Source organism: Sideroxydans sp. CL21, from assembly GCF_902459525.1.
Taxonomy (GTDB): Bacteria; Pseudomonadota; Gammaproteobacteria; order Burkholderiales; family Gallionellaceae; genus Sideroxyarcus.
This window is the reverse complement of record NZ_LR699166.1, coordinates 2,168,078-2,192,007: the sequence shown is the minus strand read 5'-3', so window position 1 is coordinate 2,192,007 and position 23,930 is coordinate 2,168,078. Positions and strand designations below refer to the sequence as shown.

The following is a 23,930-nucleotide window of genomic DNA, read 5'->3' as shown; positions in this document are numbered from 1 at the left end:
TTTCTCCTTACAATAATTTAGATTGATACCAGATAATCCTTGATCAGATACACGACGGCCAGCGCCAGAACATATTTGGTGGTGCCTACGATCAGGCCCAGTTTGAGTGGCGTGCCGCCTGCCTGGCGCAGTTCCTTGAAATCGATGAATCCGCCCAGACCAACCAGGCCAAAGCCGAAGATCCATTGCATCACGAGGCGCAATGTCTTGATCGTTTCCGAGGCGGGAGGCCCGCCCTTGATGCCGACATCGCCAAAGGCGCCCATGCTGGTAAAGAACACCATGACCATGAAACCGATGACAAACACCGGGAATTTTTCGACCAGCAGCGTGCCCAGGCTTTTTTTCTTTCCCGAGCTGTCAGATTCTTCCTTCCCAGCCCAATACCAGATCGTTACTGCGAATACTGCGAAGGGAATGGAAATCACGCGCATGATGTTCCATATCTCGGCGATCGATACTGCAGTACCCGGTGCCACGTTGGGATTGAAAGCGAGAGCTGCAGCCAGTACCTGGCCGGAGTTGAGTATGCCGGTTCCGATCCATGCACCGTACTGCAGGTCGGTCAGGCCGAGTTCATGACCGATGAACGGGCTGATGAACATGGTGAGGATACCGAAGCCCAGTATGGTCGCGATGGCATAGGCAACGTGACTTGCCTTGGCCTCGACTGCAGGTGAGGTGGCCACGGCTGCACTAACGCCGCAGATGCTCAGGGCGTTGGCCAGTACAGCAGTCATGGAACGGTCCAACCCGAACAACTTGCCCAGCCACAACACCATGATGATGGTCATGATGACGAATCCGCCAATCAGGAAGATCGCCATCGAACCCAACTGGACAATGGCCGAGAAGGTATAGAGAGAACCCAGCATGATGATGCCGGTTTTGATCATGAGACGGGACAGCTTGAAACCGTCAACAAAAATTTCCGGCATTTTCCCGCCGAAAATCACATTGCGATAAAGCAGGCCGCAGAGAATGCCAAGCAGAATATAGTTGAGGTGGAAAGCATCGGTTAGCGGCTTTTCCATCCCAAGAATCTTGGTATGTGCCATCCATGGTTCGATCCATAGGCGTATCACCACCATGGTGATGATTATCAAGGCCAGACCGGGAATAGCGCGGGGAAGCTGACGAAAAAAACCATGCGATTCATTATGCATAATTACTCCTTATTAGGTATGAGCAAAAGTGGCGAACTCTAACGTTTCAGGGTAAAAAATATTGCTTTGAGGCTTTGATTTTTATACAGCTTGAATCTGATTCTGCGTGAATCTTTATCCGATACATATTTGGACGCTTGCTGGTTCATTCATGCCGTTCCCTTCGACAAAAATATCCACGCAAAGAGAAGGATATGCCTATTTGGCTAGATAGGATATATACCAAACATATATACCATGATCTATTACTTGAACTGAGCATGGGTATCTTGAATGGCTACAAAGAAGAAATATCATTTCCGGATGCTTGGGAACGATGGTTTCGACGAAAGAATTTATGGAATAAAAAAAGCCCTTGCTATATTTACGCAAGGGCTTTCTTCAATTCATCATCCAAGTATCGACGTGGTTCGGGCTTGAAGCGACAATCAGCACCAGAGGAGTAGATGCTCGCCCCTCTTGTGCTGGCCACTGCTTACCGGCTTACCAACTCCTTCAATACATACGGCAGGATGCCGCCCGCACGGTAGTAGTCCACTTCGATCGGGGTGTCGATGCGAAGGAGGAGCGCGACGCTTTGCTTGCTGCCATCCTTGCGCGTGATCGTGAGGGTTACATCCTGTTGCGGCTTCATGTTGTCGCTGATGCCAACCAGATCGAAGGTCTCGTCCCCGGTCAGATGCAAACTCGCGACGCTGTCGCTGCTTTTGAACTGCAAGGGCAAGACGCCCATGCCCACCAGGTTGCTGCGGTGGATGCGTTCGTAGCTCTTGGCGATGACGGCCTTCACGCCCAGCAGCTGTGTGCCTTTTGCTGCCCAGTCACGGCTTGAGCCTGTGCCGTATTCCTCGCCCGCAAAAATCACCGTCGGTGTGCCGTCGGCGATGTGTTTCATCGCGGCGTCATAGATCGCCACTTGCTCGCCCTTGTACAGGGTGTAGCCGCCTTCGACGCGGCTACCGTCCGCATTCGGCGGCAGCATCAGGTTCTTGATGCGCACGTTGGCGAACGTGCCGCGCATCATCACTTCGTGGTTGCCGCGGCGCGAGCCGTAGCTGTTGAAGTCCTTAACAGCCACGTGATGTTCTTGCAAATACTTGCCTGCGGGTGTGGTGGGCTTGAAGCTGCCGGCCGGGCTGATGTGGTCGGTGGTTACCGAATCGCCCATGAGTGCCAGTGCCTTCGCGCCCCTGATGTCGCCGACCTTGGGCACGGCGGCATCGAAGAACGGCGGACGCGCGATGTAGGTGGAGTCATCCCACTGATAGCGTTCGCCGGTGGGCGCCTTGATGGCGTTCCACAACGGCAGATCCTTGGTCAGGTCGGAATACAGCTTGCGATAGACTGCCGGATCGGCAGCGAATTTCATCACGGTCTGTATCTCAGCGCTGTTCGGCCAGATGTCCTTCAGGAAGACGGGCTGGCCGTCTTTGCCTGTACCCAGCGGCTCAGTATCGAGGTTGATGTTCATCTTGCCCGCGATTGCGTAGGCCACCACCAACGGGGGAGAGGCGAGGAAGTTGGCTTTCAGGTTCGGGTGGATGCGTGCCTCGAAGTTGCGGTTGCCGGAAAGCACTGCCGCGCAGATCAGGCCGTTGTCGGTAATAGTCTTGTCGATGTCTTCGCGCAAAGGGCCGGCATTGCCGATACAGGTCGTGCAGCCGTATGCGGCCACGCTGAAGCCCAGTTTTTCCAGGGATTGCAACAGGCCCGCGTTGGTCAGGTATTCCGTGACCACGCGAGATCCGGGAGCCAGCGAAGTCTTGATGTGCGGTGCAACGGTCAATCCTTTCGCGACCGCCTTCTTGGCCAGCAAACCCGCCGCCAGCAGCACGCCTGGGTTGGAGGTATTGGTGCAGCTGGTGATGGCGGCGATCATCACATCGCCGTTGCCGATATTGGTGTTGTCCTTGCCGGTGGCGAAACGTTTGGCCAGTTTGTCGGCGGGCTGGTTGAAGCCGTTCTCGGCGATGGGCTTGCTGTACAGGGTATTGAACGACTCCTTCATCTTGGACAGGGTGATGCGATCTTGCGGACGCTTCGGACCGGCCAGCGAAGGCTCGATGCTGTCCAGGTCCAGTTCCACCACGCCGCTGTAATCGATGCTGCCGTCCTTGGGCACGCCGAACAAGCCTTGCGCCTTGAAGTAAGCTTCGAAGGCAGCGACTTCCTCATCGGTACGTCCGGTGCTGCGCATGAAATTGACGGTGACTACATCCACCGGGAAGAAGCCCATGGTGGCGCCGTATTCGGGGGCCATGTTGGCGATGGTGGCGCGGTCGGGCAGGGTGAGGGCGGAAGTACCTTCACCGAAGAACTCGACGAATTTGCCCACCACTTTTTGTTTGCGCAGCAGTTCGGTGACGGTCAGCACCAGGTCGGTCGCGGTGACGCCTTCGCGCAGCTTGCCTTTCAGGTGTACGCCGACGACATCCGGTGTCAGGAAATACACGGGCTGGCCCAGCATGCCTGCTTCCGCCTCAATGCCACCCACGCCCCAGCCGACTACGCCGATGCCGTTGATCATGGTGGTGTGGCTGTCGGTGCCCACCAGTGTATCGGGATAAGTCACGCCGTCCTTTTGCACCACACCGCGCGCCAGATATTCCAGGTTGACCTGGTGCACGATGCCGATGCCGGGTGGCACGACCTTGAAGGTATCGAATGCCTGCATGCCCCATTTCATGAAGCGGTAGCGCTCGGTGTTGCGCTCGAATTCCATCTCCATGTTCAGCTTCAGGGCATCGGGCTGGTTGAAGTAGTCGATCTGCACCGAGTGGTCAACGACCAGATTTACGGGAACGAGCGGCTCGATGATCTTGGGATTCTTGCCTATCTTGGCGGCGGCATCGCGCATTGCAGCGAGGTCGGCCAGCAGCGGTACACCTGTGAAGTCCTGCAACACGATGCGCGCAACCACAAAGGGTATCTCGTCGGTGCGTGCCGCATTCGGTTTCCAGTTCGCCAGTTGTCGCACATGTGCTTCCGTCACCTTCTTGCCGTCGCAATTGCGCAGCACCGATTCCAGCACAATGCGGATAGAGACCGGCAGGCGCGAAATTTTACCTACGCCTGCAGCTTCCAGTGCGGGCAAGGAATACAGTATTGATTGCTTGTTGCCGGAGAGGTTGAAAGTCTTGCGGGTATCGAACAGATTGTGGGACATGACGAATGGCTCCAAAGTATGAAACGAGAAAGATGCATTAGCTCCAAAGGACAAAACGGTGATGGCGAAGGATTATAGCGCGGCGTGCAGCCTGCAGGGAGACGTAGTAAATGTTCAGGATGTTCCCGGAAAGCCCGTTACAAAAGGGCTTTTGGGAGGTCGGCCATTCAGTTTGCCGGATTTGCTGAATTAGTAATAATCAGTATTAACTTCCGTACAGATGACGACGAAATGAACGATAAGACGGACATATTCTCAAGCAGACGTTAGTTTTCGGTGTTCCCGGCTTTGCCCGGAGACCTATTCCAGGATTACACCGGGCTGTGGAGCGGTCGTACTTTTCTTCGGTGTGCGCACCAGCAGCAGCAACGGCAGCATCATCACGAAGTTGAGTGTGGCGAACCAGAAGCTGTCGATGTAACCGATGTTCTGTGCCTGACGCATCACTGCCCTGGCAGCCATTGCAATGCCTTGCGGATCTTGTACGCCGAGATGGAGCGGGGCGAGATAGGCCCGCAGGGTCTCGCTATACGGGGTGATATCACCGCGCAGCAAACTCCAACTTTTTTGCGTGCTGCGCGAAAAATAGGTGGCGAGGATGGAAATACCGAACGAGGAACCGACCGCGCGAATCAGGCTGTAAATCCCCGCAGCTTCGGCTGCAGCTTCTCTGGGCAGAGTGGTGAAGGCAAGGGTGGAGATAGGCACGAAGATCAGGCCCATGCCCACCCCCTGCAGCATCATCGGCACGATCAGGTCGTGCGCGGTGATGTCGCCGGTGAAGCGCGTCATCAGATAATTGCCCGCGATACTGGCGCAGATGCCGGTGAGGATGAAATTGCGCGGCGGGATCTTGTTGACGAACTTGCCGACGAAGATCATTACCAGGAACGAAGCCAGTCCGCGCGGCGCCATGTAGAGACCGGCTTCAAAAGTGGGGTAGCCGAGGAAGTTCTGCAGAAACAGCGATTGCAGCAGCATGCCGCCGAAAAAACCGATGCCGATGGTGGTCATGATCAGGCTGGCGACCAGGAAGTTGCGGTCGCGAAAGATGCGCAGGTCGAACAAGGGATGATGCTTGCCGGTGAGCGTGTAAAAGATGAAGAAGGCCAAAGAGACTACCGTGACGCAGGCGGCAAAGGTCAATGTCTGCGAGCTGAACCAGTCGTCCTGGTTGCCGCGGTCCAGTACCAGTTGCAGTGCTCCTATACCCAATGCCAACGTAGCAAAGCCCAGCCAGTCCATGCGCCGCTCGCGCGTGGGCGTATCGGGAACATGGCGCATGGCGAGCACGAAGGAAGCGATGCCGACCGGCAGGTTGATGTAGAACGTCCAGCGCCAGCTGATCGCTTCAGTGAGCCAGCCGCCGAGGGTCGGCCCCATGATGGGCGCGACCATGACACCCATGCTCCAGATCGCCATGGCCTTGCCGCGTTGTTCGCCTGGAAAGACTTGCAGCATGATGGACTGCGACAGCGGTACCAGGGCCGCGCCGAACACACCCTGCAGGAAGCGGAACGTCACCATCTGGGCAAGGCTGGTTGCCATGCCGCACAAAGCCGAGGTGATGACGAAACCGGCGATGCTGATCAGCAGGAACCGTTTCTGGCCGATACGGTCCGTGATGAAGCCGGTGAGCGGCATGATGATGGCCGAGGCGATCAGGTAGGACGTGAGTACCCAGCTGATATTGTCGGGCGTGGCATCGAGCTGCCCCGCCATGTTGGGCAGCGCCACGTTGATGATGGTGGTGTCCAGCACCTGCATGATGGTCGCCGCCATCACTGCGCCGCTGATCAGTATCCGGTTGCCGCTCATGTCGGCGTTACTTGAGTTGCACGCTCACGGTTGCGGTGGCGCCGATGCGCAGCGGATGGGCCGCATCCGTGGGGGCGAACTTGATACGTACCGGAACGCGCTGCGCGATCTTCACCCAGTTGCCGGTCGCGTTCTGCGGCGGCAGCAGCGAAAAGGCAGTGCCTGTACCGCCGGAAATGCTTTCCACCGTACCCTTGAAATGCTGGCCGGGATACATGTCGATCTCGATGTCCACGTCCTGACCGGGGTGGATGCCGACCAGTTCGGTTTCCTTGTAGTTGGCATCGATATGAAAGCTGTTATCCGCGATCAGCGCGAACAGTGGTACGCCGACGCCTACCAGCGATCCTGCCGTGAGCGACAGGTTGCTGATCTGCCCATCCTGCGCTGCAATGACATGCGTGTGTTCCAGGTCGAGTTTGGCCTGATCGATGGCGGCTTGTGCCTTCAGCACATCACCGCGCTCGCTGGTCTTTTCCGGAGCCGACAGGGCCTTGGCCAGTTTGGCATGTGCCTGTTCCAGCGTTGCCTGCAAAGCCTGCATGCGGGTCTGGGCATCCTCCAGAGATTGCTGGGAGAGGAAATGTTGCTCAACCAGTTCCTTGTCGCGGGTGTAGGTGTTGCGAGCATTGGCCAGGTCGCTTTCAGCTTGGGAGACCAGCGCGCGTGCGGCGGCGACTTCAGCGTTATCCTGGCGGGCAGATTGCCGCGCCAGCGCAAGATCTGCCTGGGCACGTTCGAGAGCGATGGAGAAAGGTTCGGGATCGATGTCGAACAGTGCATCGCCTTTGTGAACATGCTGGTTGTCCTTGACGTACACGGCAATGACGCGACCGCTGACCTGCGCAGCCACATTCACCACATCCGCGTTGATGTAGGCATTTTCAGTGCTGCGCGAAAGCCTGGCGAAATAGGCAAATGACAGACCGGCAATCAACGCAACAATCACCAGCGCGATGATGATCTTCTTTTTATGCGCTTTCAGGCGTTCCATGAGTCATTTCCTGTTGTTACGGCTCTCCGGCCAGTTTGTCGCGGACGTTCTGCAGCACGGTGATGGCGTTGCGGATATCTTCCTTGCTCGATCCGTCCAGAATCTCTTTGCGCAACTCGGCGGCATTGCTGCGTATGATCTCCACCGCTTTCTTGCCGTCGGACGACAGGTAAAGGTGTTTGACGCGCCGGTCGGTCTCGCTGCCGCAGCGTTTGAGCAGTCCTTCCTGTTCCATGTGATCGACCTGCTTGACCAGGGTTGCGGCTTCTATACCCATGTGTTGTGCCAGCTCGCAATGCGTGCAGCCGTCGTGGCGCGAAAGATGCATCAACAGCAGCCAGCGCGAATGCGAAAAACCCAATGGCCGCAGCCGTCTGTCCAACTCGGTGCGCCAGGCGTGTGCGACCAGATGCAAAGTTTCAGCGAATTGTTCGTCCAGAGGTTTCATGCGGTTGTTGGTGTACTAATTGTTAGCTTGCTAAGTATTTTCGTGCAATCGGGCGATTTTGTCGAGTAAATAATTGGTTAGTAGGGTTATAGCGAGGCGGCGGTAGCTGCACGTAGCGTGGCGTCATCAAGATTGTCGAGCAGAAGTACTTTTGCCGCGGACAGGCGGGTGAAGTTGCTGGCAGTGGAGCGCCGATAGGCCGGGTCGTAATGCTGGGTCAACAGTTTTTCAACCAGAGCAGCCCATTCCCCTTGCTCGGCCAGCATCTGCCAATGATCGAGGACTTGACGGCCATGCAGCGGCAACAGGGGGGTGAGACGCTGCACGAGCAGACCCGGGTCGCTTAAAAAGTGTTTGTAGTCTTCGATGAGCAACTGCACACGCGCCGCGACAGGCGCTTCGATCAGGAGGCAATCCGAGGTGCGCATTTTGTGCAGCAGCGATTCGGGCGTGTTGATGAGGCCGATCTTCTTGCTTTCTGCCTCCACAAATACAGGGTGCCGGGCATCGAAGCGGCGCAGTGCATCCCACAAACGGCTGTCGAACATCTTCTGCGCGGGTTGAACTTCGTCGGGAAGATTGCCGAGCAGGGAGCCGCGATGCTGCGCCAGCGCTTCCAGGTCGAGCACCTGGGCACCCTGTTCCTGTAGCACGCGCAGCAAGCGGCTCTTGCCGGAACCGGTCGGGCCGCAGACCACCCGGAACTGCAAAGTAGCGGGCAATGATTCCAGTTCGGCGAGAACATGGCGGCGGTAGGTCTTGTAACCGCCGCTCAGCCTGCCGGTGGACCAGCCGACCTGCGCCAGAATGTGCGCCATCGCGCCGCTGCGCTGACCGCCGCGCCAGCAATACACCAGCGGTTTCCATTGTTTCGGCTTGTCGCTGAAGGAGGTTTCCAGATGCTGTGCGACGTTGCGCGCAATGAGTGCTGCTCCGCGCTTCTTGGCCACAAACGGCGAGACTTGCGTGTAGAGCGTGCCGATCTCCGCGCGCTGCTCATCGTTCAGCACGGGGGCACTGATCGCGCCGGGGATATGGTCTTCCGCGTATTCGGCGGGGGAGCGAACGTCGATGATTTCGTCGAAATCGGACAGTTGTGATACGGTGGCGACCCTTGGATTTTGCATAGACTATTTTGTATGAACGACGCAATCAAATTGACACAGTATTCCCACGGCGGCGGTTGCGGTTGCAAGATCGCACCCGCGGTATTGGCCGAGATGCTGGCCGCAATGCCGCTCCCGCCATCTTACCCGAACCTGATGGTGGGTACCGAAAGCAGCGACGATGCCGCGGTCTACAAACTCAACGACACGCAAGCGATCGTCGTCACCACCGATTTCTTCATGCCCATTGTGGACGATGCCCGCGACTTCGGGCGCATTGCCGCAACCAATGCCTTGTCCGATGTGTATGCCATGGGTGCGACACCGATTCTCGCCCTGGCCGTCGTGGGCATGCCCATCAATAAACTGCCGCTGGATACCATACGCGACATCCTCGCAGGGGGCGCTTCGGTGTGCGAAGCGGCAGGGATCCCGATCGCCGGCGGACATTCCATCGACGCACCCGAACCGATCTATGGTCTGGTCGCGGTAGGTGTTGCCCATCCCGATCACATCAAACGCAACGACCGGGCACGGGAGGGTGATGTACTCATTCTGGGCAAGCCGCTGGGGGTGGGCGTATTGAGTGCTGCTTTGAAAAAAGGCGACCTTGATGCCGAAGGTTATCGGCAGATGGTGGATACGACCACACAACTCAATCGAGTCGGTGCGACTCTGGGGGGAGTGCCGGGTGTGCATGCAATGACCGATGTCACCGGCTTCGCGTTACTCGGACATCTGCTGGAAGTGTGTCGCGGTTCGAAGCTGGGTGCCGAACTGGAATACGACACGCTGCCGTTTCTGCCGGTGGCGTTGCGTTTGGCCGAACAGGGTTACAGCACGGGTGCGGCTGATCGCAATTGGAGCAGCTACGGTGCGGAAGTGGATTTGCCGCCAGGTTTTTCCGAGTGGCAGCGCAAACTGTTGTGCGATCCGCAGACCAGCGGCGGATTGCTGGTGGCGTGCGCGGCGAACGAGGCAGACCGGATACTGGCAACCTTCCTCGAGCAGGGATTCGCTGCGGCGCGGGTGGTCGGGAAGATGGTTTCCGGAGAAGCGCGGGTCAGGATGCGCTGAGAGCGCCCGGTTACGGCTCCAGGCGTAAACCCGGTATTTTGGAATCCGGTGCGGCCTGAAACTTTGCATACTGATTCAACAAGGCAACGATGTCCTGATGACCGGCCTTGATGGCAAGATCGAGCGGCGTGCTGCCGTCCTGGTATTTTGCAAAACAATTGGCCCCTTTGCCGAGTAGCAATTTGACCACTTCAGTGTGTCCGTTGTTGGAAGCCTTGTGTAATGACGTCCAGCCGTCAGTGGTTGCCGAATTGACGTCGGCGCCCCTGAAAATCAGGTAGGCACAGGCAAGCAAATGCCCGCGGGTTGCAGCCTGCATCAATGGGGTCCAACCGGTATGACTTCTCGTATCCGGCTCGGCACCCTTTTCGATCAGCAATTTCAGTACATCAACGTGACCGTTGTATGCAGCCCAATGTAACGGCGTGTAACCGTTCTTGTCTCTCGTGGAGACTCTGGCACCGCATTTGATCAGCAAGCGTGCGAAATCCAGGTTGCCATTGAAGGCGGAGACCATCAGCGGCGTCCAGTTGCGGTCGTCGCGCACCTCCAGATCAACGCCGCAAGACAGAAAGATCTGCACCGCATTCTGATTGTTGTCATCGACCGATTGCAGCAGCCCAAGCCCCGTAAAGTCGTAGCCGTATTGCACAAGTTCCTGGCGTTTGTATTCAGGGATGTCGTCCCATGCATTGATCTTTTTGCCCTGGTTATGCAACGCGTGGAGATAATTGCCGAGGCGAATGATTTCTCCTGCCGCTTCGATCGGAAACCCTTCCCGGGTCCCGCCTCGTTTGTCCACCATCAGATCCTGCAGGTATTGCTCGATGTGCGGTGTTTCCCATAGTTCAAGCAGCTTGTTGAACACGCGCGGAAATTTTTCCTCCAGCAAGTGGGGATAGAGATCCTCGTCGCCGCCGAGTAGATTGAGGAGTCTTGGATTCATTCGTCTTGATATTTTTCGGCGATCAGCCGGAACTCCTCTTGTATTGCCAGAAAGGCATCTGCCACGTCGGGATCGAAATGCTTGCCATGTCCTTGCAATATGAATGCCACCGCATCAGTGTGCGAGAACGGCTGCTTGTAGATGCGGCGGCTGATGAGGGCATCGTATACGTCGGCCACTGCCATCAGACGCGCCGAGATGGGGATGGCGTCTCCCTTGAGCCCCAGCGGATAACCGCTGCCGTCCCATTTTTCATGATGGCCGGTGGCGATCTCGCGGGCGATATGCAGGAATCGGTTGGGTGTGGGCAATCCGCTCTCTGCCATGGCAATGGCATTTCCGCCGAGCGTGGGATGGGTCTTCATGATCTCGAACTCTTCCGCCGTGAGCTTGCCTTGCTTGAGCAGGATGGCATCCGGAATGCCGACCTTGCCGATATCATGCAAGGGTGCGAGCTTGTACAGCGATTCGATGTTGTCCTCGGTGAGAAAGTCTTGAAAACGCAGATGGTCGCGCAACCTGATGGCGAGAGCACGCATGTATTTTTGCGTGCGCTTGAGATGGTTGCCTGTCTCATTGTCGCGCGTCTCGGCCAGCGATGCCATTGCCATGATGGTCACGTCGCGCACCTGTGCGACTTCCGCGGTACGTTCTTCAACTTTGTGTTCCAGCACATCGTTTATCGAGGCGAGTTGCTGGGCAAGAGTTTCGTTTTCAAAACGTTGTCGCAACGAAAGCATGATGAACTTGCTGAGAAAATGGCCCGAGCTCAGCATCACCAGCAGGAACAGCAGCAACATCGATCCGAGTGCGACGTGCGTATCGTCCTGCTCCACCATCACGCGAAAGATGAGCGGCAGCATCAGGCCCAGGACATAGGCATAGAAGGCGGGCGGATGCATCGAATTCATGGTGGCTGCACCTGCGGTAAGCCCCATCAGCACGCAGACCAGCAGCACCTGGGTGAGCAGATCACCCGGAAAGAAGAACAGTGTGCCGACCCCCCACATCATGCCAAAAACCAGCGCGAAGTTGAAAAAATCCTGGCTCCAGCGCCGGCATTCCTCAATGGTGTCGAGTTTGTCCCGGTTCTGGAACCAGAGTGTCAATTCGGCAAGATGCAGCAGAACGGCCACTCCCAGCCAGATGATGAGTTGCCGGTGTGATGCAATATCCCACATCAGCCACACAAAAAGCGGCTCGATCAGCAGTTGGGCGACCAGCATCAAGGGTAACAGCTTCAAACGCGCGCGCAATTGCTCGGCACGTACGAAGAGATTGTCTTCGTCGATATGGAATCTCAGGTCGTCGAAGAATGTGTTCGTGGAATCCATGGTCGAAAGTTGATACTGATGCATTTGTCGACAGTGGACATCAAACCGGGGAGGCAGTCAATCATTCTGCCAAGAAGTGCCACCGACAACAAAAATGGCCTGAACGTGTTCAGGGTACAATGTCATGAAAAATAGAATAACAAGCAGGTCTGACGGAGGAGTAACGGATGAAACATAGCAAAATCGAGGATTTTGCGGCCGACTGGCAACAATTGCATCAGCAGGTACCCGAAGCAACAAAAAAACTGATCTGCGACACGGTCAACCAATACGCGCCCGATCTGGCAACGCTTTTTTACGAGCATATGCTGGCCGACAAGGAAGCCAAGCCCTACATCAGCCATGATGTCGTCAGCCAGAGACTGCACGCTTCCATGCAAGGCTGGCTGCGCGAATTGTTCTCCCTGAAACAGCAAGACCCGAAAGAGATATACAAATACCAGTGCCATGTCGGCGTGGTGCATGCGCGTATCCAGATGCCTATTTCGCTGGTGCTGCGGGGAACGCGCCTGCTAAAACAGGCCATCACAGAATACCTGGTGGGAACAGAACTTGACCGTGCCGGGCTGGTGCAGGCGACACGCTTCGTTTCCGAAGTGATGGAACTGAGCATGTCCGCGATGACCGATTCCTATATCGTCAATGTGGGTAAAAGCGTGCGCACCGACGAATCGTACCGCATGTTCGCGCTGGGACAGAACATGCTGGCCGAACGCGAACGCCAGCGCGCGGCACTTTCGGAATGGGCGCAGCACATCCTTCTGCATCTGCTCGGGGATGAGGCTGCGGGAGTGCCCGAGATGCGGCACTCCGAATTCGGTTTGTGGCTCCAACACAAGGCCAGCATCATCTTTCACGAAGCGCCTGAACTGGAGCGCATACGCGTTTGTGTCGACAGACTGGAACGCAAGCTGCTGCCGAGTCTGATCGAGAAGCGCCGAGGCGGCGGCAATGCGCGGGAGGCAATGAAGCAGGTTGAGGCCGATATCGGAGAAGCGAAATTCCTGCTGACCGGTATGTTTGACCGTTTTATCGAGGTCGAGAGCGGGCGTGACAGCCTGACACGTTTGCTCAATCGCCGCTACCTGCCCACCATCCTGATGCGCGAGCTGGCACTGGCCAGGAACAGCGACGTGCCTTTCGCGATCCTGCTGCTCGACATCGATCACTTCAAGAACATCAACGACACTCATGGGCACGATGGGGGCGATCTGGTGCTGCAACAGGCAGCCGATCTGATCACATCCAGTGTGCGCGTGGGCGATTTCATCTTCCGTTACGGCGGCGAGGAATTGCTCATCGTGCTGGTCGAGATAGGCAAGGAACAGGCGCTGCAAGTGGCCGAGACCATACGCGAGCGTTTTGCCGCCGAACCGATGCGAGTGGGCGATGGCAAGATGATGCCGGTCACCGTGAGTATCGGCGTCGCCGCCTACAACGGGCATCCCGATTACGAAAGGATCGTCAAGGATGCCGACGATGCGCTCTACCGCGCGAAGAACAACGGGCGCAACCGCTGCGAGTTGGCGGATTAGGTCTTGTTAAAGAAGGCGGTCGCCTCCGCTTCGTCGCGCGTGCGCTTGAACGGCGGCAGGCTCTGCCAGATACGCTTGCCGTAGTGTTTTGAGATCAGGCGCGGGTCGCAGATCATCAGAACGCCTCGGTCCTTCTCGTCGCGTATCAGCCGTCCCGCTCCCTGTTTCAGGTTGATGATGGCGCGCGGCAACTGGAACTCCATGAAGGCGTTCCGCCCCTGTCTGTTCAGCTCGGCGATGCGTGCCGCCAGTACCGGATCATCCGGCGGCGCGAACGGCAGCTTGTCGATGATCACCAGCGACAATGCTTCGCCGCGCACATCCACTCCTTCCCAGAACGACTGGCTGCCCAGCAGCACCGCGTTGCCGTGTTCGCGGAAGCGCGTGAGCAACTCGTTGCGCGAGCCCTCGCCCTGTATCAGCAGCGGGTACTTCAGGTTCTTGCGGTCGAACTCGGCCAGCAAAATTTCATAGGCACGCTGCATTGCACGCAAGCTGGTGAAGAGCAGGAAGGCTCGCCCCTGGCTGGCCTCGATCAATGGCAATGCGGCTTGCACCACCGCATCGGTGTAGCCCTCGCTGTTCGGCTCAGGCAGATTCTGCGGTACATAAAGCAGCGCCTGTTCCTGGTAATTGAAAGGACTGTCCCAGCATGCGGTGCGCGCCTCAGTTAAGCCCATCTCGTTCTGGTAATGCGAGAAATTCTGTTTCACCGCCAGCGTCGCTGACGTGAATATCCAGGCGCGCGGGTGGCCGCTGATCTGCTTCTTGAATATATCGGCGATCGAGAGCGGCGTGGTGTTGAGTTGCAGCGAGTGGTGGAAGATTTCCAGCCAGCGCACCACACCGGTTCCCTCCTCCTGTAAGGGGGAGGGCTGGGGTGAGGGTGAAATTTTTGTCCAGATATTCAATTGTTCAACCAATCCCTGCGCCCGCTGCCAGCAATTCTCCAACCCCTCACTACGCTCCGCCTGTTTCTCCAGCAACCCGGTAAGGTTTTTCAGTTTTTCGCCCAGTGTCTTCAGCGCAGGCGCGAAATCCTGGATGTTCTGCGTTGCATCCGCAGCCATGCGGCCTTCCTTCTTGAACGCCAGTCGCAGGTCGCGTGCAGCCTTTTCCAGCTCATCGCATGCCACCGGAAGCGGCGCAAAATCCTTGGCGCCAGTTAGTGCCTCGATACGCGCATCCTGCGACAGGTCGAACAACTGTGATGTGGAGAGGCTCTCGCCGAAGAACAGGCTCGCTGTCTCCGGCAGTTGATGGGCCTCGTCGAAGATCACCGTATTGCAAGCGGGCAGCAGCTCAGCCACGCCCTCGTCGCGCAGCATCACATCGGCAAAGAAGAGGTGATGGTTTACCACCACCACATCCGCTTCCATCGCCTCCTTGCGCGCCTTGAGCACGAAGCACTCCCCGTGCTGCGGGCATTCCTGCCCGAGGCAGTTGTCGCGCGTCGAGGTCACATGCATCCAGATCGGCGCGTTCTCAGGTACATCGGCCAGCCCGCTCTTGTCGCCGCTCTGTGTCACCTTGGCGTAGTTCACGATCCTGGCGAGATGCTTCACATCCTCGCGCGTCTTGAACAAGCCGTTCGATTGGGCCAACTCCAGGTGGTAATGGCATACATAGTTCGAGCGCCCCTTGAGCAGCGCAACCGACACCGGCGCCTTCAACGCATCGCGCACCATCGGCAGGTCTTTCTGGAACAGCTGGTCTTGCAGATTTTTCGTGCCGGTGGAAATGACCACCTTGCCGCCCGCCAGCAGTGCCGGTACCAGATAGGCGAAGGTCTTGCCCGTCCCCGTTCCCGCCTCGGCCACGAGGATGGCGTTGTCGCGTATCGCCTCCGCCACGGCCAGTGCCATCTCGCGCTGCTGGGTACGCGGACGGAAGGATGCGACCTCGGAGGCAAGCGGGCTTTGTTCGGAAAAAAAACGTTCGACTTCGGTGGACACGGTGGGGATATGGTTATTGGCTGGGGACAGCGTTATAGTGCGGCGGGGATTTTACGCGATGGGCAAGTTCGTCAAACCGGAATTTCGCTTTTCCTTCAGTGAAAGGAGTGTTGAAATGGCTAAGAAAACCTTTCCGTTGTCCAAGGTCTATGGTCTGCTCGAAACCGGACCGGTGGTGATGGTGACGACCTCACACAAAGGCAAGACAAACATCATGACGCAGTCCTGGCACACGATGATGGAATTCGTGCCGCCACTGGTGGGGTGTGTGATCAGTGGACGCAACCACAGCTTCGATGCGCTGGTGGCGACCAGGGAATGCGTGCTCAGCATTCCGTCGGTGGAGCTGGCGAAGCAGGTGGTGGGCGTAGGCAACTGTTCGGGCAGCAAGGTGGACAAGTTCAAAAAGTTCAAGCTGACAGCGATGCCCGCTTCGCAGGTCGCCGCACCCCTGATCGCCGAGTGTTTTGCCAACCTCGAATGCAAGGTGGCCGATACGAGGATGGTGAACAAGTACAATTTCTTCGTGCTGGAAGTGGTTAAGGCCTGGATTGATCCCGTCATGAAAAATCCGCGTACGCTTCATCACCGGGGCAAGGGCGTGTTCATGGTGGCTGGCGACACGATCAAGCTTCCTTCGAAGATGGCGTGATCAATGCGTTTTGTCCTGGTATGGCTCGTCATGTTGTCGGTCTCCATTGCCAATGGTGCGTTGCGCGACCTCACTTACGGCAAGCTGCTACCCGCATTGCTCGCGAACCAGGTTTCCTGCGCGGGCGGGATCATATTGCTGGGGGTGGTGATCTATCTTTATGTGCGCCGCCGGCCATTCACTTCTGCACGACAGGCATGGCTCGTCGGGCTGTTTTGGCTAGCGCTCACGGTGGCGTTCGAATTCCTGTTCTTTCATTACGTTGCCGGACATTCCTGGGAGACGCTGCTGGCGAACTATGATGTAATGAGCGGACATTTGTGGCCTTTGATTCTGCTTTGGATATGGGGTGCACCATATCTCTTTTATCGGTTTATCAACAAGCGCGAACTGAATGACGCACAAGATCAATAATGAAGTATTGACCGGTATGCCAAGAGGGGTGTGGATACTGGGCTTTGTCAGCCTGCTGATGGACATCTCTTCCGAAATGATACACAGCCTGCTGCCGTTGTTCATGGTCACTGTGCTGGGCGTCAGCGGTTTGACGGTCGGGGTGATCGAGGGTATCGGCGAATCTTCGGCGTTGATGGTGAAAGTGTTCTCCGGGATGTTGAGCGACTACCTCGGCAAGCGAAAGGCGCTCGCGTTGTTTGGCTATGCGCTGGGTGCGCTGACCAAGCCGATGTTCGCGCTGGCCTCGGGCATCGGCATGCTGCTGACTGCGCGCTTCCTCGACCGGGTCGGCAAGGGCGTGCGCGGTGCACCGCGTGACGCGCTGATCGCCGATATCGTACCAGCCGGAATGCGCGGTGCGGCGTTTGGTTTGCGCCAGTCCCTGGACACCGTGGGTGCCTTGCTCGGTCCCTTGCTGGGAGCGGGATTGATGCTGTTGTGGGCCAACGATTTTCGTGCGGTATTCTGGGTGGCGGTGATTCCCGGTTTGCTGGCGGTGGTACTGCTGTTCTTCGGCTTGCACGAGCCGGAAAAGATGGAAGCACAAGAGCCGGTCAATCCGATCAGTCGCGGGAACATGCAACGTCTGGGTAATGCCTATTGGTGGGTGGTCGGCATCGGTGCGGTGTTCACACTGGCGCGTTTCAGCGAAGCTTTTCTGGTCCTGCGTGCCGCGCAAGGCGGTATACCCGTCGCGCTTGTGCCGCTGGTGATGGTGGCGATGAATGTGATATACGCTGCATCGGCTTACCCGTTCGGCAAGCTTTCTGACAGGATGGATCACAATAAACTGCTCGCACTGGGACTTGCAGTCTTGATCGCTGCCGACCTTGTGCTGGCGAGCAACGATCACTGGACGACGGTGCTGCCGGGCGTTGCATTGTGGGGTATGCACATGGGTATCACGCAGGGGTTGCTGGCCAGGATGGTGGCCGATGTGACGCCTGCCGACATGCGCGGCACTGCTTACGGCTTTTTCAATCTGATGAGCGGACTGGCGATGCTGTTTGCCAGTGTGCTGGCGGGGTTGTTATGGGATCGCCTCGGCGCATCCTTTACCTTTTACGCGGGCGTGGTCTTTTGTCTGCTCGCGGCGCTTGCGCTAGTCTTGCAGCCCGCCACGGCGGGGGCGCGCCGGTGAAGAGTGAAATCCCGGAATGCGAAACAATGGCACTTTGCATATGTTAATTTTCGGGTAAAATCCGCCCCGTTTTGGCAGGTCTTTGAAAAAATCTGCATCACTAATCGAATCAAACTAATTGTTCAAGCCGGAGACTGCTGTGCTGATTCCCGAAGTAATGCACAGCGCCGCCGGGTTTTTTTTACCCATTTTCAGGCGATTCATGCAGCAAGCTGATACCAATCATGTTGACCGCAAGAAAACCACCTCAACAGTGAAGGTGTGGGATCTGTTCATCCGTTGCTTCCATTGGACCATGGCGCTGGGTTTTGCGGCGGCTTACATTTCTGGCGAAGTGCATCTTTCCATGATCCATGTGCTGGTCGGCTATGCGCTGTGCGTGTTACTGGCGGCGCGGGTATTTTGGGGACTCAAGGGCAGCAAGTATGCGCGTTTCCGTTCTTTCGTTTTTCCGGTCGGGGAGACGCTTGCTTACCTGCGTGGCATGCTCAAGGGGCATCCCCAACATTATTTCGGCCATAACCCGGCAGGCGCGTTGATGGTTTTTGCGCTGCTCGGGTTCCTTGCGTTGCTCCTGGCTTCCGGTCTGTTGACACTGGGGACGATCGGCTTTGAGGGGCCGCTGACATTTCTGGCAAACAGGGTGAGCGATGAAACCAGCTATGCATTCCGTCACCTGCACGAGTTTCTTCCCGCCGTTGGTTTGGTGCTGGTATTTCTGCATGTCCTCGGGGTGGTGGCGGGCAGTATTCAGCACAATGAAAATCTGGTGAGAGCGATGCTTACCGGGAAAAAGAAGACACCATCGCTATCCGGTTCAGGCAATTTAAATGATAAATGAGGAGAATTAAATGAAGGGCATCCAGTTCATGATCGCCGCCGTGCTGTGTTTGGCTGTGCAATCCGGAACGGCGTTTGCGCAGGAAACTGCAACCGATCTGCCGCTGGCATCCAGTGCTTACGTCAAGGACTATGAGTCGTTCAAGCTGGCAGCATCAGACGACCCCGAAGTGCTGGTTAAGAAGCCGGATAGCGCGTTGCCGGGCATGAAAGCAGCGCCATTCGAACCTCCGTTGATCACAGGCAGCAAGGTACACCAGTATCTCGGACTGGGAACCATCGTAATGGCGGCCTTGACGGCTGCGACTGCTCCGGATAGCGGGTGCGAGAACAACTGTGCGGCCGTGGCGAATCAGCCGCGCCAGACCAACGGTACGCATGCCCATCTGGCTGAAGCCACGGTCGCCATGGCAGCGGCGGCAATTGCCACGGGTTTGATCGTGCATTGGGATGACTTTAAGTTGTCAGACGGCATCACGGACCCCGATAACCTGCACATATTGCTGGGCGTGACAGGCGCTGCCTTGATGGCCTATGCCGTGAACAAATCGAAGAACTCAGCCGTGCCGGTCAGCCATGCGGGTATCGCCGAGCTGGGGGCATTGGGCATGTTGACTGCGATCAAGATTACCTGGTAACGGAGAGATAATAATGAAAAAACTGTACATACTGATGGCATTGATTGGTGCATTGTTCATGGCTTCCGCCGCATCGGCGACGCCGGCCACCGACGAATTGTTTGCGCGCTACAAGACAGAAGGAGCGACCGGCTTTGACGCCGAACATGGCAAAAAAGACTGGACCAAAGAGGGCAAAGTGGAGGACGGCAAGGCCATGAATTGCACTATTTGCCACGGCGATGACCTGAGCAAGCCCGGCAAGCATCACAAGACCGGCAAGGTCATTGACCCGATGGCGCCCAGCGCCAATCCGGAGCGCTTCACCGATGCAAAGAAGATCGAAAAATGGTTCAAGCGCAATTGCAATGACGCTTGGGGACGTGAATGCACCGCACAGGAAAAGGGCGATATCCTTAAATTCCTGTTGAGCAAGTAAGGATCGGAGAGATGATAATGCACACCAAATTCAAGGCAGCGCTGTTGGCTGTTGTGCTGTTGATGAGCAGCAGCGCGGCGATGGCTGAAGAAACTTTCTGGCAGTGGCTGGGCACGTTCTCGCGCCAGAAGGAAGTGAAGCCGGTCGATAACAAGACTTATGCGGATGAGTGCGGCTCCTGCCACTACGCTTACCCGCCCGGCCTGTTGCCGGGCAAGTCCTGGGCAAAATTGCTGGACGCGCAGGCCTTGAGCAACCATTTCGGCGAGGATGCGTCGCTGGACAAGGACACACTGAAGACTATCTACGATTATGCGATGGAAAATGCGGCCGAGAAGTCTTGGTACAAGCGTTCGCGCAAGATCACCGTGGCGACCGAAGACGAAACGCCCCTGCGTATTACCGAAGTGCGTTATATCAAGCGCATGCACCACGACATCCCCGAAAAAATGATCAAGGGCAACAAGGATGTGAAATCGCTGAGCTATTGCAACGCATGCCATACCCAGGCGGACAAGGGTGTATTCGATAGCGACACCGTATCCATCCCGAACTATCCGGACTGGGATTGACGCGAGACCGGTTTCGCGTGATCAAAGGGCAGCCCGGGCTGCCCTTGTCATTTCTTGCAATGCCAGTGCGGTGTTATCATCACCGACCATGAAAAATCCATCTGATTCCCTGCGCCGATTCCTGTTTGAGCATGCCCCGATACGCGGCGAGATTGTGTGTCTCGACGCAGTCTGGCAGAACGTGATCGAACGTCATAATTATCCGCCCGTACTGCGCGATCTGATGGGCGAGCTGTGCGCTGCCGCCGTATTGCTTGCTGCGACGCTCAAATTGAAGGGTTCCATGATCCTGCAGATACATGGCAAGGGCGCGGTGAAGCTGCTGGTAGTGGAGTGCTCCGGCGATCTGGAAGTGCGCGCCACCGCGAAGTGGGAAGGCGATCTGTTGCGCGGTACGCTGCAGGAACTGGTGGGCGACGGGCGTTTCGTCATCACGCTGGATCCCAAGGACGGTAATCAGGCGTATCAGGGCATCGTAGCGCTGGAAGGCGAAAATGTTGCCGAAATACTGCAAAACTACATGACCCGCTCGGAACAATTGGAAACGCGCCTATGGTTGGCGGCAGATGGAAAAAGTGCCGCCGGTATGCTGCTGCAAAAACTGCCCGAACAGCCCGAGTCTCTGGACGATGATGCTTGGGGGCGTGCGGCGCAAATTGCCGATACGCTCAAGCCGGAAGAATTGCTGAATGTGCCTGCAAGCGAACTGGTACATCTTCTGTATCACGAGGAAGATATCCGGTTGTTCGATGCGCAGGATGTGGTGTTTCGTTGCACTTGTTCACGCGAGAACGTGGCAAGGATGTTGCGCATGCTCGGCCGGGGCGAGGTGGAATCGATAATCGCCGAGCGCGGTGACGTTGAAGTGCACTGCGAGTTCTGCAATCAGCGCTATGTATTCGATCGGGTGGATGCCGACGCGGTGTTCGCCGACATCATGGCGATTGCAGCGAACCAGACCCTGCATTGATATTTCCGCTTGCCACGGAATAACAAGTTCGGGTTTTCTGCAGGAAACTTTCAAAGTCTTTTGCCGATAGTGGTTTGGAGAACAGGTAACCTTGTCCAAAGTCACAGCCCGCGGCAATCAGCAGGTCACGTTGTTCCGGAGTTTCAACGCCTTCGGCAATGACTTTGATGCCCAGTTTGTGGGCCATCATGATCATGGCTTCGCACAGCGCCAGGTCACTCGCATCGGGTGCTAGATTGCGAACGAAAGACTGGTCGATCTTGATGTAATCGATGTCGAATATCTTCAGATAAGAAAGCGACGAGTAACCTGTCCCGAAATCGTCCAGTGCAACCTGCACCCCTTTGTCCCTGAAAGCAAGCAGCTTTCTTTTGACAGTGGCATCACTGCCTTCCATTAGCAAACCTTCGGTGATTTCCACCACGATGCTGTTTCCTGACAGTCCCAGTTCATGCAAATGATCAAACCATGTTAACTGGATATTGTTGTCGTTTCTGAATTGAACCGGCGACTTGTTGATGCTGATCTGCACATCTTTTCCGTCGATAGCTTGCCAGTGTTTTGCCAGAAGTGCTGCCTGGCGGAATACCCAGTCACCGATCTTTATGATCAGTCCGCTCTGTTCCGCTATGGGGATGAACTCTGCAGGGCTGACGAAGCCGCGTGTTGGATGTTGCCATCGGAGCAGAGCTTCGGCTTTGCGTATGAAACCTGTCTCAAGATTTACAATAGGCTGAAATACCAGGCTGAGCTGGCCTCCTTCCAGTGCATTGTGCAAATCATTGGACAGACTCATGCGGTTTTGCGCTACCGACTGCATGGCTTGGGTGTAATAGCTGTAACGGTTGCGGCCTGCATTCTTGGCTGCATACATCGCCTGGTCGGCATTCCTGAGCAGTGCTTCTATTTCCGTTGCGTCGGACGGATAAATCGTGACGCCGATGCTGACAGAAACATAGACTGATTCTGCTCCCAGTTGGAACGGTGCCGAGAGCTTGTCCAGTATGCATTCGTTGATTCGTTCAACGCTGTCTGTATCGCCAATCTCGCTCAGGATGAGTACAAACTCATCCCCGCCAAAGCGGGCAACAGTGTCGGATTCGCGCACGCAACCCAAAAGACGCTGAGCCGCTTCCTTCAGCAATATATCGCCCTTGGCATGACCCAACGTGTCATTGACCTCCTTGAAGTGGTCAAGATCGAGAAACATCACTGCAAGCGGCAGCGCAGTTCGATGGGACTTTTTCATTTCCTGCTTCAGGCGGTCGTGAAACATGCGCGAATTTGGCAAGCCGGTCAGGTGATCAAAATTGGCCTGTTGCCAGATCTGCTCTTCGGACTCCTTTTTCTGGGAGATATCGGTGAACAGCGCGATTCGGTGATGCACCTTTCCTTCGCTACTAAAAATGGTGTTGATGGTCAGCCATTTTGGATAAATCTCGCCGTTTTTGCGTCTATCCCATATTTCACCTGTCCACTTGCCGCCGGAGTTGATTTCGTTCCACATGGACTGAAAGAAATCAGTGTCGTGGTAGCCCGATTTCAGTACGCTGGGTTTTTTTCCAACTACCTCTCCAAGGTCGTAACCGGTGATCCGGGTGAAAGCTGGATTGACGGCGATGATCAAATTGTCAGCATCGGTAATCATCATGCCTTCACTGCTGTTTTCATAGATGGAAGCGGCCAGCTCCAGGGACTTTTCTGCCGTTTTACGCTGGGCTTCCCGGTCAAAATTATCCAGCGAGAAGGAAATGTCACGTGACATTTCATCGAGCAATGCGATGGCTTCTTCGTCAAAGGCACCGGCCATTGCGTGGTAGACCGAGAGCACGGCAAATGGTTGGCCACTTCGCTGTATCGGGAAGGTTGCTGCCGAATGCCAGCCATTATCCGAAGCCCGATCCCTCCATGGCATTGTGACGGGGTCGGAGTGATAGTCGTTGACGATGACTGACCTGTTCTCGCGGTAAGCAATGCCAATCGGGCCGTTACCTTCCGGTACGTCTGCAAGCGGCGATATGACGATGCCATCCAGGAAGTCGCACCCGTTGCCATAACTGGCTGACGGGTAGAACAAGTTGGTCTTTTCATCTACCCGCGCGACAAAGGCCATGCTCATGCCGCCGAATTCGACTGCGCAGCGGCATACCAGGGGAAATAGCTGGGCTTCCTGTTCCATACGCACGATGGCCTGGTTGATTTCACTCAGTGCGTTGTACAACCTTGTGATGCGCCTGGCCTTGGAAGCTTCTTTTCCGCTTTGTATGATGAAGTAAAGCAGAAATGAAACCAGTACGGAAAAGGCAAAGAATATTCCAGCAAATTGCGCCACAAATTTTTGCTGGCTCTGATACACGGAATCCAGACTCATGCGAATCAGAACCGACGCTTCTTCCCGGTATGAATAGGAGATGTCGGCTTGCAGCTCCAGGATATGTTTATCCGCCGCAGGGCGAACGTAGTCCGCTATTTTGAAGCCATTGGCAGAGACGAGTCGCAGCTCGACGATACTCTCGTTTGCCTTTGCCCATTGGTTGAACAGCGTATCGATATTCTGGTAGTTTGCATGATTCAGCTCCGAGGAAAGAACGGACGAGATCAACTGCAATTGCAGCGATGCCGATGCGCGTGCAAGTTTCAAGTCGTCAGCGAATTTATTGTCCAGGAAAACGATCGATACAGTGCACAACATTGCCAG

General features: G+C 56.2%; 21 protein-coding genes. 11 read left to right on the top strand and 10 right to left on the bottom strand.

The window, feature by feature from the left end; translation table 11 throughout:
- Nucleotides 1-17: 17 nt before the first annotated feature.
- The gene (locus tag QOY30_RS10200) at nt 18-1,166 is read right to left on the bottom strand and encodes a YeiH family protein (protein ID WP_283744509.1); all 1,149 of its coding nucleotides are present in this window, start codon (nt 1,164-1,166) and stop codon (nt 18-20) included.
- 273 nt (nt 1,167-1,439) lie between these two features.
- On the opposite strand from QOY30_RS10200, the gene QOY30_RS10195 reads away from it, so the two are divergent.
- Entirely contained in the window at nt 1,440-1,586 is a 147-nt protein-coding gene (locus QOY30_RS10195; RefSeq protein ID WP_283744508.1) for a hypothetical protein, read from the top strand.
- A 55-nt stretch (nt 1,587-1,641) separates the two neighbouring features.
- Here QOY30_RS10195 and acnA read toward each other — a convergent pair whose 3' ends face one another.
- From acnA to mnmH, 5 genes are all read right to left on the bottom strand, one after another.
- Nucleotides 1,642-4,332, bottom strand: a complete 2,691-nt coding sequence (acnA, locus tag QOY30_RS10190; RefSeq protein WP_283744507.1) for an aconitate hydratase AcnA — start codon at nt 4,330-4,332, stop codon at nt 1,642-1,644.
- Between the two features lie 300 nt (nt 4,333-4,632).
- A complete protein-coding gene (locus tag QOY30_RS10185; RefSeq protein WP_283744506.1) occupies nt 4,633-6,150 on the bottom strand; it encodes a DHA2 family efflux MFS transporter permease subunit in 1,518 nt (505 codons plus the stop codon).
- Nucleotides 6,151-6,157: 7 nt separating this feature from the next.
- Nucleotides 6,158-7,144: an HlyD family secretion protein gene (locus QOY30_RS10180; RefSeq protein WP_283744505.1), complete on the bottom strand. Its 987-nt coding sequence runs from the start codon at nt 7,142-7,144 to the stop codon at nt 6,158-6,160.
- A 16-nt stretch (nt 7,145-7,160) separates the two neighbouring features.
- Nucleotides 7,161-7,592, bottom strand: coding sequence for a MarR family winged helix-turn-helix transcriptional regulator (locus tag QOY30_RS10175; protein WP_283744504.1), 432 nt, complete (start codon nt 7,590-7,592; stop codon nt 7,161-7,163).
- A gap of 86 nt (nt 7,593-7,678) precedes the next feature.
- The gene (gene mnmH / locus QOY30_RS10170; RefSeq protein WP_283744503.1) at nt 7,679-8,719 is read right to left on the bottom strand and encodes a tRNA 2-selenouridine(34) synthase MnmH; all 1,041 of its coding nucleotides are present in this window, start codon (nt 8,717-8,719) and stop codon (nt 7,679-7,681) included.
- A 12-nt stretch (nt 8,720-8,731) separates the two neighbouring features.
- On the opposite strand from mnmH, the gene selD reads away from it, so the two are divergent.
- The gene (selD, locus tag QOY30_RS10165; protein ID WP_283744502.1) at nt 8,732-9,775 is read left to right on the top strand and encodes a selenide, water dikinase SelD; all 1,044 of its coding nucleotides are present in this window, start codon (nt 8,732-8,734) and stop codon (nt 9,773-9,775) included.
- Nucleotides 9,776-9,785: 10 nt separating this feature from the next.
- Here the strand turns inward: selD and QOY30_RS10160 are convergent, their stop codons facing one another.
- Both QOY30_RS10160 and QOY30_RS10155 read right to left on the bottom strand, forming a co-directional pair.
- A complete protein-coding gene (locus QOY30_RS10160) occupies nt 9,786-10,721 on the bottom strand; it encodes an ankyrin repeat domain-containing protein (protein WP_283744501.1) in 936 nt (311 codons plus the stop codon).
- The gene (locus tag QOY30_RS10155; RefSeq protein ID WP_283744500.1) at nt 10,718-12,055 is read right to left on the bottom strand and encodes an HD-GYP domain-containing protein; all 1,338 of its coding nucleotides are present in this window, start codon (nt 12,053-12,055) and stop codon (nt 10,718-10,720) included. Before QOY30_RS10155 ends, QOY30_RS10160 begins: the two co-directional genes overlap by 4 nt.
- Nucleotides 12,056-12,222: 167 nt before the next feature.
- On the opposite strand from QOY30_RS10155, the gene QOY30_RS10150 reads away from it, so the two are divergent.
- Complete coding sequence (locus QOY30_RS10150; protein ID WP_283744499.1) at nt 12,223-13,590, top strand: diguanylate cyclase; 1,368 nt, start codon at nt 12,223-12,225, stop codon at nt 13,588-13,590.
- Here QOY30_RS10150 and yoaA read toward each other — a convergent pair.
- A complete protein-coding gene (gene yoaA / locus QOY30_RS10145) occupies nt 13,587-15,545 on the bottom strand; it encodes a DNA repair helicase YoaA (RefSeq protein WP_283744498.1) in 1,959 nt (652 codons plus the stop codon). The two genes, QOY30_RS10150 and yoaA, sit on opposite strands and share 4 nt — an antisense overlap.
- A 115-nt stretch (nt 15,546-15,660) precedes the next feature.
- Between yoaA and QOY30_RS10140 the strand changes: the two genes are divergently transcribed.
- The 8 genes from QOY30_RS10140 to hslO all read left to right on the top strand — a co-directional run bounded on the left by QOY30_RS10140 (nt 15,661) and on the right by hslO (nt 21,232).
- On the top strand, nt 15,661-16,197 hold the full coding sequence (locus QOY30_RS10140) for a flavin reductase family protein (RefSeq protein WP_283744497.1): 537 nt from the start codon (nt 15,661-15,663) through the stop codon (nt 16,195-16,197).
- A 3-nt stretch (nt 16,198-16,200) separates the two neighbouring features.
- Nucleotides 16,201-16,611, top strand: coding sequence for a hypothetical protein (locus QOY30_RS10135; protein WP_283744496.1), 411 nt, complete (start codon nt 16,201-16,203; stop codon nt 16,609-16,611).
- Nucleotides 16,592-17,794, top strand: coding sequence for an MFS transporter (locus tag QOY30_RS10130; RefSeq protein ID WP_283744495.1), 1,203 nt, complete (start codon nt 16,592-16,594; stop codon nt 17,792-17,794). Before QOY30_RS10135 ends, QOY30_RS10130 begins: the two co-directional genes overlap by 20 nt.
- 139 nt (nt 17,795-17,933) lie before the next feature.
- Nucleotides 17,934-18,635, top strand: a complete 702-nt coding sequence (locus QOY30_RS10125) for a cytochrome b/b6 domain-containing protein (protein ID WP_283744494.1) — start codon at nt 17,934-17,936, stop codon at nt 18,633-18,635.
- 10 nt (nt 18,636-18,645) lie between these two features.
- Nucleotides 18,646-19,272 carry a hypothetical protein gene (locus tag QOY30_RS10120; protein ID WP_283744493.1) on the top strand — a complete coding sequence of 209 codons (627 nt, stop codon included), beginning with the start codon at nt 18,646-18,648 and terminating at the stop codon, nt 19,270-19,272.
- 13 nt (nt 19,273-19,285) lie between these two features.
- On the top strand, nt 19,286-19,690 hold the full coding sequence (locus tag QOY30_RS10115) for a DUF1924 domain-containing protein (protein ID WP_283744492.1): 405 nt from the start codon (nt 19,286-19,288) through the stop codon (nt 19,688-19,690).
- 17 nt (nt 19,691-19,707) lie between these two features.
- Nucleotides 19,708-20,262, top strand: a complete 555-nt coding sequence (locus QOY30_RS10110) for a diheme cytochrome c (RefSeq protein ID WP_283744491.1) — start codon at nt 19,708-19,710, stop codon at nt 20,260-20,262.
- An 88-nt stretch (nt 20,263-20,350) separates the two neighbouring features.
- Nucleotides 20,351-21,232 carry an Hsp33 family molecular chaperone HslO gene (hslO, locus tag QOY30_RS10105; protein WP_283744490.1) on the top strand — a complete coding sequence of 294 codons (882 nt, stop codon included), beginning with the start codon at nt 20,351-20,353 and terminating at the stop codon, nt 21,230-21,232.
- Here the strand turns inward: hslO and QOY30_RS10100 are convergent.
- Entirely contained in the window at nt 21,198-23,873 is a 2,676-nt protein-coding gene (locus QOY30_RS10100) for a bifunctional diguanylate cyclase/phosphodiesterase (RefSeq protein WP_283744489.1), read from the bottom strand. The genes hslO and QOY30_RS10100 overlap by 35 nt on opposite strands.
- Between the last annotated feature and the right edge of the window lie 57 nt (nt 23,874-23,930).